Origin of the sequence: Saccharophagus sp. K07, assembly GCF_014336955.1 — a bacterium.
GTDB lineage: Bacteria > Pseudomonadota > Gammaproteobacteria > Pseudomonadales > Cellvibrionaceae > UBA5868.
In genome coordinates this window covers 179280-191461 of sequence record NZ_QRAI01000002.1, presented here as the reverse complement: position 1 = coordinate 191461, position 12182 = coordinate 179280, and the positions used below count along the sequence as shown (strand labels likewise).

Here is a 12182-nt window from a genome sequence, read left to right as displayed (position 1 = left end):
TTAAGCTCCTGGTCCTGTGTCCATACAATCTTTCGGCGCCTGCGGGCCGATTTTGAGTTTAGCGTTGAGATCCCGCAGGGCCGTGCGCACACCTTCTTCGACAACGGGGTGATAAAACGGCATATCGAGCATATGTGCCACCGTCATATTTTGCTGCACGGCCCAACTCAATAAATGAGCGATATGTTCGGCGCGTGGACCGATCATTTCCGCACCTAAAAATAAACCTGTGCCATGCTCGCCGTAGACTTTCAACAATCCTTTATTCATCGCCATTACACGCGAGCGCCCTTGGTCCTCAAAGCTGACTTCGCCAACGGCATAACATTGGTTACAGCGCAGTTTTACTTGCGCGATATTCAAGCCAACACTGGCAATTTGCGGATCGCTGAAGACCACGGCAATAGGCGCACGGCGCAAGCCAGCGCGCAAATCCGGATAAATGGCGGCGTTGTGACCGGCGATTTTTCCTTCATCGGCGGCTTCGTGCAGCAGAGGTCGATCTGCGTTGACATCGCCGGCAATAAAAATATTGGAATTTCCGCACTGCATAGTGAAAGGATCAAATTCTGGAATACCTTGGTCATTGCACTTCACGCTGGTATTGCGCAGATTCAATTGCTCAACGTTCGGCATACGACCTGTTGCCGATAAAACGTAATCAAAGGTTTCTTCCACGGTTTTGCCGTAACGATCGACGAAACGAATCCTTACACCATCATCGTTGCCGCGCAGCCATTCGATAGTCGCTTTTGCGTCTATATAAAATTCTTCCGCAAGAGTTTTTAAGGCGTATTCGCGCACATCCGGATCGTGTAAACCAGCAAGATTGCCGCTGACACCAAACAGTTTGACATCCACCCCCAAACGGCTGAATGCCTGCCCTAATTCCAGGCCGACGACGCCGGGACCAAACACAGCCAATTTTTTGGGCAAGTCAGGCAATTCAAAAATTGTATCGCTGGTCAATAAACGCTTGCCCGCCGCCTGCACCAGCGCCTGGGTTTTAGGGCGTGAACCTGTGGCTATAATGATGGTTTTGGCGATAACGCGATCGCCGTTGGACAGTTGCAGGGTGTGATCGTCGATAAATTCGCCGTAAGCTCTGATTTTGTGACCAGCGGATATTTTGTCGATGGAATCCAATACAAAGCCGACAAATCTATCGCGCTCGCGCTGCACCCGCGCCATGACCGCTTTGCCGTCGATGTGTGTTGCAGGATTGATGACGCCAAAAATTTTACTGTGACGACTGTGATGCGCCGCTTCCGCTGCGGCGATTAGCAATTTGCTTGGCATGCATCCCACTCTGGCGCAGGTGGTTCCCAGTGGCCCGCCGTCGATAATTAACACGCTATCTGTTTGCGCAAGCGCTGCGCGATATGCGGAAAGTCCTGCCGTGCCCGCGCCGAGAATAGCCACATCGATTTTGTGCGTTTTCATGGAATCCTCCCCTGCAAGAACAGGCAGGCAGGATACCGGAGATTACTCCCGTTGGGCCAACCACTCCTGCAACTGATCTGCGGAGCCAATCAGTTGGCCATCGATAAAAACTTGCGGTGTGGTGCCGCGTCCGGTAACCGCTTGCAGTGAGCTATAGGTCACTCCGCACTTGCCCAAAACGATTTCTTCAATGGGGGTAACCTGCCTGACTTAGAGCTTTTTTGGCGCGGGCGCAATGAGGGCAACCCGGTTTGGTAAACAAAGTCACGCGGCGCGGTTTTTTTGCCTTTGGATTGATGTAATCGAGCATGGTGTCGGCGTCACTGACCTCAAAAGGATCGTCAGGATCGTCGCGCTCGATAAACATTTTTTCGATAACGCCATCTTTTACCAGCATGGAATAACGCCAAGAGCGTTTGCCAAGTCCCTGCTCACCTCTATCCACCAACATACCCATGCCTTCGGTAAATTCGCCGTTGCCGTCGGGAATAAACAGAAGATCGTCCGCACCCTGGTCCGTCGCCCACACAGCCATCACATAGGGATCGTTGACCGACAGGCAGATCACCGAATCCACACCAGCGCGCCGAAACTCCGCTGCCAGATCCCGGTAGCGCGGCAAATGCGCGGAGGAGCAGGTAGGTGTAAATGCACCGGGCAAAGCGAATAACACAACAGTTTTGCCGTTAAATAATTCGTCCGAGGTGACTTGCGTCCATCGGTCCCCTTTCAATACACGAAACCTAACGTTAGGAACCCGTTGACCCTCGCGATTTTGGTTATGCATAAGAAACTCCCGCCGCCGTTTTTGTTTGTTCGCCAAGACGCGATGGAGCTGATGTCCATGGCGTAAGATAATTGGCCACCCTTTTTCTTTTCAGAGGCATATTTATGGCCAATGTTCTGATTCCCATCGCAGATGGCACGGAAGAAATGGAAGCCGTCATCGCCATCGACGTTTTGCGCCGCGCCAAGGTTAAGGTGTGCGTCGCATCGGTGATGCCCGGACGCACGGACGTCACAGCATCCCGAGGCGTTCGCCTCACGGCCGATGAACTGCTGGAAAACTGCGCATCCCAAACTTGGGACATGATCGTCCTGCCCGGCGGTATGCCTGGTGCAGTCCACCTGCACGATTCCGAATTGCTGGCGCGACTGCTGCGCGATCAATTGCATAACGATCGCTGGATCGCTGCCATTTGCGCTTCGCCGGCCGTGGTTTTGGGTCGGCACAATTTGATTCCCACCGCCAAGGCCACCTGCTATCCCAGTTTCCAGGCAGAACTCGCGGAATATATCGAGGAAGTGAGCGAAGCGCGGGTTGCGCAGGACGGCAAATTAATCACCAGTCAGGGACCGGGCACCGCTATGGAGTTTGCGCTGCTACTGGTGGAGGTACTGTGCGGTAAGGAACGAGCGGCAGAGGTGGCCCGAGGGATGGTCTACCAAGGCTGATTTGGCGGTCTATACTGTGGCGATCTGGCGGATGAATCCACCAGCGCGCCACGCTTCGGCGCATCCAATGGAAGCTGTATTTCTGGAGTATGCGCAGCAATGGATACAACCGCCGATCAAAGCAGTCTCGACGCCCTCACTAACGAACTAGAAGATCTTTATCAAGCTGGCCTCTACCGCCAAGCCTACGACCTGGGCGTTGCCAGACTGGGCAATCCCAGCGAATGGGTGTTACCGGAACTGCGCATTCTCGCCTCCCGCATTTTGAGTCACTTGGGCCTGTTACGCGCCAGCGACAGTCTGATTTACCGCCTGTGGCGGCTCAAACCGGACACACCGCGCCTCGCCTCCTATTACGTCTCCCTGATCCTGCGCCGCAAAGGGCCGCTGCAAGCGCTGCGCTTGATCAAGCAACTGGAAACCAGTGACAAACTGGACGACCAGGAGCGCCTGTATCTGCAACTGGAGAAAGTTGAGGTCTACAACGCCTACCGCGATTTCGGCGCGGCGGAAGATATTCTCGCCAACATTCCAGAAGAAGAGCGCGACCGCTGGGTCCAATTCGCCAAAGCAGAAACCCAGCGGGCACAGGACGACTATGCCGGTGCTCGCGGCACCATCGACCAAGTCATCGAGCAACATCCGCAGTTTCACTCCGCCCTGCTGTTCAAAGCGCGCTTACTACAACTGGCCGACGATCTCGCCGGCGCGAGCGCCCTGATCGAAGGTGTCTGGCCGCAGGTGCAAAGCTGGTGGATCGGCCGCGCGCTGTTTGATTTTTACATGGAGCAACGGCGCTACGCCGAGGCGGAAAAAACCCTGCAACAGCTGCAAGACTTGCCGCCCTGGCAAGACCGGGATTTGCAAAGCCAGCTGAAATCCATGTGGGCGGATTTTTATTGCGCGCAGAAGGAATACGACAAAGCCCTGCCGTTTCTGCAATCCAAACAGTTTTTCCATAACCAGGTGGCGCAGTCGATCAGCAATCGCAAGGAAGGTGAGCGCCGCGTGCTGGATGTGCCCTTCGTGCGCCAGCGCAATATGACCTGCGCACCGGCAAGCATGTCTGCTATTACCACCTACTGGGGCAACCCCGTCCCCCAGGAAACCATTATCGAAGCCATCTGCTACGGCGGCACCCAATCCTTTGACGAACGCCGCTGGGGTGATGAAAACGGCTGGCTGACGCGGGAATTCGACCTGACCCTGCCGGTGCTGCGCGCCCTGATCGACCGGGATATTCCGGTTCTGCTGGGCACCGTGGAACCGGGCAGCGCCCACCTGCAGATCATCGTCGGTTACGATCTGGCCATGGGCACCTATTTCCTGCGCGACCCCTACTTCCCGCGCCTGCAGGAAATGCTCATCGAACAAAGCCACCGCTATTACGCCTCCACCGGCCCGCGCTGCATGGTGCTATTGCCACAGTTCGAAAGTGTGCGCCTGGACGGAATCGAGCTGCCCAACTCGGCGCTTTACGACCAACTGTATGCGATGAATAAGGCGCTCAAGGACAATCGGCGCGATCTCGCGGAACAAGCCGCGCTGCAAGCTGAAGCCCTCGCCCCAGGCCATCGCCTCGCGCTGGAATGCCGCCGCACCCTGGCGTTTTACGACCGGGATGATCAAGCCCTATTGGCGGTCGTCGAGCAGCTGTTGCAGCTGTTCCCGGACGATATCAACCTGCAACTCAGCAAACTCAATTGCCTGCTGGAGCTGGGGTCGAGCAGCGTGGCACTGGCGTATCTGGAATCCCTGGCGGCGCAGCCGGATTGTCATTTTCTGATTCTGGCACGCTTAGCGGATCGCCTTCGGCGCGACCAGCGCCAGAGCGAGCGCGTGGAGCGTCTGCTCAGCCAGCTGTTGCGCCGCCGTCCAACGCATACCCAAACCCTGTTCGCCTACGCCTGCATGTTGTGGGATCAATCCAAGTATCGCGAGGCCTATCAGCTCTACCGCTTTGCCACCTGTCTGGAAGATACCTACGACTTTTATGCCGACAGCTACTTCCGCGCCGCCCGCTATCTGAAGGAAACCGAAACCGGCCTCAACTTCCTGCGCCAGCGGCGCGACAAGTTTGGTCGCCAGTCCAGCGGACCCGCTGCGTCCTTGTACTACGCGCTGGATAGCCTGGACCGCACCGAAGAAGCCCTCACCGTCCTAGACCGTGCCGTGCAGGAACGCCCTGACGACGGTGAGTTTTTGCTGTTCTGCGCGCAAAAGCAGCTGTATGCCGCCCGTCCACAAAAAGCTCAGGAATTGGTGGAGCGCGCCGCGAACTTAAGCAAACCGGTGCGTCTGCATGAGATCCGCGCCGAAATTGCCCTGCACTTATTACAAAAAGACGAAGCCCTGGCCGCCTATGAACAGGTGCTGCAAATCGAGCCGCTGAACAGTCAGGCCAATCAGGCCATCATGCGTATCCATGCGGAAAATGGCGCCCTGCCCCTCGCCATTGCCCATGTCGACCGGCAACTGGAGCGTTTTCCTGGCAACGCCATGCTGCTGCGTTTGAAGTACCAATGGCTGGATGAAAGTGACCGGGAAGCCAACGAAGCCGTGGCACGGGAATACGTCGCGCAGCACCCCCAGGACTCCTGGGGCTATCGCACTTTGACCTACGCCCTGTTGGGCCAGGATCGCAAAGAAGAAGCTATAGCCGCCGCGCGCGATGCCGTCGCCATAGATTCAACCGATTGCACCAACCACGCCGCACTGGGCGATGCCCTCCTGGTCAATCGCCAGATGCGCGAAGCGCGCGAGGCATTTCGCAATGCCATCCGCCGCTCCTGCGACTACGGCTACGCGTTCAACCGTTTGCTCTCGAGCTCGCATGACCCGCAGGAGCAGCGCGCCGATATCGAATTTATCCACGCTGAACTCCTGGCGCAGGTCAGCTACGGCGACGGCATTCTGGAATTCGCCGCCGCGGCGTCACGCTGGCTAGAACAGGACAAGCTGCTGGAGTTTCTGAACTTTGCCGTCGACGCTCGCCCCGACCTGTGGCAATCCTGGGTGGCCCTGGGAATTGCACAGCGCGACCAAGGCGCCAATGAGGAGTCGCTGGCAACCTTGGATAAAGCAGTGGAGAAATTTCCCCTGCTGCCTCGTATCCACTTCGAACGCGCCGAAACCCTGCGCACACTTCATCGCGACGACGACACTATCGCTGCCTTGCATCACACCTTGGAACTCAGCCCCGGCTGGGTACGCGTATCCAATCGCCTGTGCGAATTGCTGGAGCGGCGCGGCGATTTTGCTGGCGCGATTGAACTGCAGAAGAACGCCATTAAACACTCGCCTCTATCGTCCACGCCTTATGGTTACCTTGCTGACCTCTACCTGCGCACTGGCGAGCGCGACGAGGCGATTGCCCAGCTGGAGCTGGCGATCGGCCGCGATCCCGGCTATCACTGGGCCTGGACCACTCTGCACCGCCTGCGCAAGGAAGACGGGCAGGAAGCCGCTGTGTTTGACCGTTTCAAGGAACAGATGGAGCAATTCCCCAACCGGGTCGATCTGCTGCAAATCTACGCCGAACTCGAGCCTAATCCGGCGAAAATTACCACAGCTATTAGGGACTATTTCGAGCGTCGCCCACTTCATATCGACCTGTGCGAAAAGCTTGTAACCGTGCTCGCGCAGCACGGCGATTTCGCCAATGCCTTTGCCTGGGTAAGCCCAGTGCGCTGGGATGGCAGCCCGCCGGTGGAAATCCAAACCCTGGAAGCCTGGTTGTACGCGCAGCAGCACAACTATGTCCGCGCCATCGAGCAGATGCGCAAAGTGGTCAGCATCAACGGCAATCACTATGAAGCCTGGCGCTTGCTGGCCATTTGGGGTGAGAGGACCAATGACTCGGATCTGGTAAAACAGGCAGTGGAAAACTGCGTCCGGCTCTACCCCAACGACCCGGGAATTCTGTGTTTCGCCGCGGAAAAACTGCAGTCGGTGGACGGCAGCCAAAAGCGCATCGGCGAGTTGTTGAAGCACGCGTTCGAGTTGAACATCGCCGACCAGTACATAGGTCTGACCTATATCGATCACGCGCTGGCCAATGACGATGACGAGGCGGCAAACAGCGCCTTGGAAAGGATGGAACGCCAGCTCGATAACAGCTTTGTCGGCCTGCGCAGGTTGCAAGTGGCAGCGAGACAGGGAGACAAAACCCTGGCCCTGGACGTACTCGGCAAGATCCTGCGCGATACCGCAAAAGGCGGCAATGTGCTGGAAACGGCGTGGAAAAGTCTGGATAAAGCCGGCTGGCAAGCGGATGCCGCCAAAAGCGTGGAAGAGCTTTATGAGCAACAGATTCCCCAGGCCGATCAAGCGGGGCTCTATCTGGCTCGTCACCGCCTGAACACCCTAAAGCCCAGAAAATTTGTCCGCACCCTGCGCACCATGTCGTTCGACACAGACTTTGAGCAGCGCTACCTGGAAGCCTATCTGCGCCACCTGAGCGCGCAAAAGAAAGATGTTCCGCGCGGTCTGCAACAACATTTGCGCAAACATTGGCGCAAAGACACTTTTAATCTTGGACTGGTGGGGTATCTGAAATACAACATCGGCCGCGTCCAGGAAGCCAAATGGCTGTTCAAGGAACTGGAAGGCCGCCCGGACGCGGAGCCCTGGGCGCTGTACTTTGCTTCTTTATGCAACCGCCATTTCGACAACTGGGAGAAAGCGGCGCAGCTGGTCGACCGGGCGCTTGCGCAAAACGAGGGCATGTACCGGGAGGATCTGCAGGTCTGGCATGTACTGGACTGTATGCTGGCCAAAAAACCCATAGATGTCGGCACTATCGCTCATCTGTCCAAGCGCGACTTGGCGCCTTTGACCGAATACCCCTTATTGGCTGCACGAGCCTTGGCGGAGTTGCGCAATGGCGACTGTGTGCAGGTGTTTGCACAACTTTCGCCGCGGCTGCGCGATTGTCAGGTGGTATTCCAAAAACTCAAGGATTCACCTGTGCTGCGCGCCACACAAAAGCGTTTCCGCAAACAGTTGCGCGCACACTTGCCAGCCATGCCCTTCTACCGGCGCTGGTTCTGGCTGTGGCGGCTGGCGAATCATTTTTAACAGCAGTCTGCTCGCGGGTACTGTTGTACCCGCCCATAACCCGTTAATCGTTTTTGTTGTAGGCCGGCGCGATTCCCGACGAAAGCATTTGCTGCAATCCCTTTTTCTTTTTTGCAAGCAGAGCAGAACTTTGCAGTTGCAGGGAATTTTTGCCGTCCATCGCATTCAGAGAAGGTTGCGGTGATCACAAACCCCAGGGGGCCATACTGGCAACTGGGATCGCGAAGTGCTAAGGTTCGAGAATGATTAGCATCTACTCTCACACATTTATTGATTCTGGCGCGCCGAAACTCCCTTCCGGCTGTGCCTTGCTTCCTATGGGCGGTTAGGAACCACTTCCTAACCGCCTGTCCGCTTTTCCAACTGTGTATTTAATCGATTGACTGGTGCCGACTGGCACCTTTTCCTATTTTTGGAGATTTATTTATGACATTAGCCCAACGAGATACTGAGCCGGTTTCCATCGTCATCAGCAAACAGGATTACCAACGCCTTATGCCCCTGCTGCGCGACAGCGAGTTGGAACTTGCAGAAGCGCTAGAAGAAGAACTGTCACGCGCGGACATAGTGGGTGAAGAAGAACTGCCCAAAGACGCCGTTTCCATGTATTCCACCGTGACTTTCCGCGATCTGGATGCCCAGACGGATACAACTGTGACCTTGGTATTTCCCGCCGAAGCCAATATGGCGGAAAAGAAAATTTCTATACTGTCACCAGTTGGCGTAGCACTATTAGGCCTGCGTATAGGCGGCCGCATTCGCTGGCCTATGCCCAACGGAAAGCAGAAACACATCGAGATTCTGAGCGTTCAGCAACCCTGAACTGGAGAAAAGCATGTCGCACAACAATGTGTTCTGGAATCAGCTGCTGATGCGGGGCGATAGCATAGCGGGGATAAATCCGCGCGCTGAAGATGCACTTGAACAGGTGCTCGCCCAATTGGCCACACTGACGGAACAATACGACCGCGTTTTTGATCCCGCGGATCAGTTCGAAGAATACGTTGCCGTCAATTTCTGCCAAGCGCTGCAGCGTGCGCTGACGCCTCAGCCAGCTCAACGCATTTGTCGTGCTCAGACTACGCGGGCGCCCGAGCCCGCCGCGTCTCACGCTCCTGCTGCACAAGCAGTCCTCGATAACGCCCCACCTCAACCTGCGGCCTCTCCCACACAGGCCCCCGCACCCACATCAAACTCAAGCGCGAAAGCCCCTGACGCCGACTTCAAAGCGCCACGACCTTATGTAAATGCGAAAAAAACCGGAAAAAAACCGAATTCGCGAAAAGGCAAACGTCGATAACCTTCAATTCCACCAAGGACAAAATAGCAAGGACGCAAAATACGCTGATTCAATCATTCCAAACCTCTTACAACCCTAATTATCCGGGTGCAACAATTCCCGCCGCATAGGTTTCAAAAATCAATCATAAGCGCTTTTCAACACATCACTTCTCTTAAATAAATCCCGCAGCTTCGCCTTTTTTCACCCCCAATCATGGGGCAATCCATTTTCACCGAATCAACAGTTATAAAACTGTTCCACCTTAAAATTTCTGAAACAACTCCTCCGCAAAATCCAATTCAGTGCAATTTAAGTTACGAATGCATCATTAGTGAACAAAAAACAAAAAAATATAACCTGCCAACAAAAATGATTGTATTTGTAAAAATCAGGAAGTTATTCTTGCGCACCGGAAACCCTCAGATGTGTTCCACCACAACAGGAGACGCGGCATTTTTTATCTCGCCAACTGCGGAAAGCCCGCACAACACCAACCCTTTTTATTCATCTTGGGGTTACTGCTGACGCTGTCGGGTTATAACGCTCACGCACAGAGTCAAGTGAGCGTGACGCTCAATAAGATTGCACATCCTATTTATCTGTCCGTCGGAGACCATCCACCTCTACCGCTGAAATCTACCGACCAAGGAAAAACGCTCGATATTTCCTATATGTTTGGCGCGGGAAATAATGCTTTGCGCGTACGCGCCTTCAATCCCACCGCTCACAGAACAGAATTTTCGATACAGGTAACGGCAAACGGAAATACACCGCTTTCTATCAGCTGTCATACGGATCTTTCTCCTTGTGGCAGTAACGCGCAGATTTCTCAGGTTCAATTCAACGCAGGGTCTGGCGAAGACGAGACCGTCAAATGGGATTTGTTTTTTGACCAGACTTACAACATCTCTCTTGAAAATGCTTTGCCGAAACGCAGCATTCAAGTTGTTCATAACGGATTGAATGAAGGCGAGTCCGGTTACATTTATATCAACAACACCTATACCGGATTTACCGTCGCCGACAACAAAACATTTTTATTGCCGCAGGGTGAATATCGAATTGCGGTTGGAGGGTTTTCAGAGGAGCCGGTGAACTTTGCAGGGTTCAAACCAGAAAATGGCACAGTTGTGGCCGTCGAATTGGAACACTCTACCTATTCCGGACGTTATTTTGAGCAGACAATTTCGCTAACCAGCGACACAGTGACAGACCTGACCAACTCCTCTCCCCTGCCAATACAGCATGAGTTAAGCATCATCATAGTCCCCGTCAAACATACGATCGCGTACAACAAGGACAATCAATTTGTCGGCAACTTCGCTTTGGATGAATCCTTGATTGAGCGCTTCTACAACATGATGATCGCGACAGATCGGGATTACGTCAGGCCGTTTTCTTATGGGCTGCACCGCTGGAATGTCAGCCTGCACCCGTTGGTAACAGAACCGGCAATCCGCCATGTCGATTGGGCAGTGGACACAGGGAGATTTGTGCACGAGGCAAATCTGCGCAGACTGCAGGATCAATACGATGTGGTGATGGTGCTCTATCACGTCGAAGGCTTGGGCACCTACGCTGGCGCCCTGAACGGCTACACCTTCGTACAGCAATCTTTTTATTCCAGGCAGAGAACGGTGGCCGACAGCACCGGCACACCGATATTGACGCGCAACACCAGCCTGCAAACCGGCGAGCGCGAGTTGCCCCACGAGGCGGCTTTTCACGAGCTGCTACACGTTGTGGAGCAATGGAATGCAGAGAGGCTATTCCATTGGAATGGTATAGATGGGCTTCATGGCGGCGAGCAGCACGGCTACGAGCGACGTGATGCAGGCAAGCCGCAAGTGGTATCCGGCTGGGCGCATTACCACGCGGAATTTATGCAAGGCCGGGTTCCCGAACCCAATAACTTATACCAAGGTGCACCGCCTGCGTTTCCCTCCGAATGCAATCAGAACTGCTCTCACACTGGCGTGTTTGACAGCATCCGCGACGGCTTTGGCAACTTGCATCGATTGCTGGACGACGGTGTTTATGCGCTGCGTAATAAATACAGGAGCAGTCGTTATCTCGATCAAAACCTCGGCACCAGCCCCAGTGGTGCAACATTGCCAGCATCTCTACACTGGTCTGTCGAACGGGTGGATCTGCCCAATGAAGATTTTTTCTTCCGTCTGCGCAAAGCGGATTCAACCGATCAATATCTGTCTGTAGACCCCGCCGGTCCCGCGCTTTATTTGGGAGCCCTGGAAACCAACGGTCGCTCAGACTGGTACTTGAATGGGCGCGATAAGGAATTCCACCTGGTCAATAAAGCCACTGGTCACTCCATCCACATGGAGAATAGCGAAACCGACTTGGAACTGGTCACTGCGGCGGAAGATGATCGCGTCATCAGCTGGTGGAGTTCAGCCTGGAACTTTATTCCGGTCAGCACCGGATCCTCCTCTTCCTCGAGCGGCTCAAGCTCGTCAAGTAGCTCAAGCAGTTCGTCTAGCAGTTCAAGCTCGTCGTCATCCAGCAGCTCTTCCAGCTCAGGCGCAACGTCCGGCGCGTACTGCAACTGGTGGGGAACGCCTGCGCCTCTCTGCCAAGTCGCCACCTCCGGTTGGAGTTGGGAGAACAGCCAGAATTGCGTTGCGCCCAGCACCTGCAGTGATCAACCCAGCCCTTATGGAATCGTCAACGGCAGCTCATCCGGTGGCGCGTCCGCACAATGCAATTGGTATGGAACACAGATCCCTATATGCCAAAACCAGCAAGTCGGCTGGGGTCGGGAAAATGACCGCGACTGTATAGGCACGTCGAGCTGCCCGAATTAAGTTCCGCCAACACCATCCGACGGCACCTCCGGGTGCCGTTGTCCGCAACAAATCCAACTTTCGTGATCCGCGCCAAACCTTAGATTGATCAAATTCAC

General features: G+C 54.9%; 8 protein-coding genes. 5 read left to right on the top strand and 3 right to left on the bottom strand.

The annotated features are described in order from the left end of the window. The 3 genes from DWB84_RS07380 to DWB84_RS07375 are packed head-to-tail and all read right to left on the bottom strand — an operon-like array spanning nt 1 to nt 2230. On the bottom strand, nt 1-1443 hold the full coding sequence (locus tag DWB84_RS07380; RefSeq protein WP_187409132.1) for a dihydrolipoyl dehydrogenase: 1443 nt from the start codon (nt 1441-1443) through the stop codon (nt 1-3). Between the two features lie 42 nt (nt 1444-1485). Then, a complete protein-coding gene (locus tag DWB84_RS18985; protein ID WP_255428893.1) occupies nt 1486-1620 on the bottom strand; it encodes a hypothetical protein in 135 nt (44 codons plus the stop codon). Between the two features lie 10 nt (nt 1621-1630). Beyond that, a complete protein-coding gene (locus DWB84_RS07375; protein ID WP_222868084.1) occupies nt 1631-2230 on the bottom strand; it encodes a glutathione peroxidase in 600 nt (199 codons plus the stop codon). A gap of 104 nt (nt 2231-2334) precedes the next feature. Between DWB84_RS07375 and DWB84_RS07370 the strand changes: the two genes are divergently transcribed. The 5 genes from DWB84_RS07370 to DWB84_RS07350 all read left to right on the top strand — a co-directional run bounded on the left by DWB84_RS07370 (nt 2335) and on the right by DWB84_RS07350 (nt 12084). Next, a complete protein-coding gene (locus tag DWB84_RS07370; RefSeq protein ID WP_187409131.1) occupies nt 2335-2898 on the top strand; it encodes a DJ-1 family glyoxalase III in 564 nt (187 codons plus the stop codon). Between the two features lie 99 nt (nt 2899-2997). Beyond that, entirely contained in the window at nt 2998-7977 is a 4980-nt protein-coding gene (locus DWB84_RS07365) for a tetratricopeptide repeat protein (RefSeq protein WP_187409130.1), read from the top strand. A gap of 426 nt (nt 7978-8403) precedes the next feature. Continuing rightward, on the top strand, nt 8404-8799 hold the full coding sequence (gene rnk, locus DWB84_RS07360) for a nucleoside diphosphate kinase regulator (RefSeq protein WP_187409129.1): 396 nt from the start codon (nt 8404-8406) through the stop codon (nt 8797-8799). Nucleotides 8800-8812: 13 nt separating this feature from the next. After that, a complete protein-coding gene (locus tag DWB84_RS07355; RefSeq protein WP_187409128.1) occupies nt 8813-9277 on the top strand; it encodes a hypothetical protein in 465 nt (154 codons plus the stop codon). A 548-nt stretch (nt 9278-9825) separates the two neighbouring features. Beyond that, nucleotides 9826-12084: a hypothetical protein gene (locus tag DWB84_RS07350; RefSeq protein ID WP_187409610.1), complete on the top strand. Its 2259-nt coding sequence runs from the start codon at nt 9826-9828 to the stop codon at nt 12082-12084. The last annotated feature ends 98 nt before the right edge of the window (nt 12085-12182 follow it).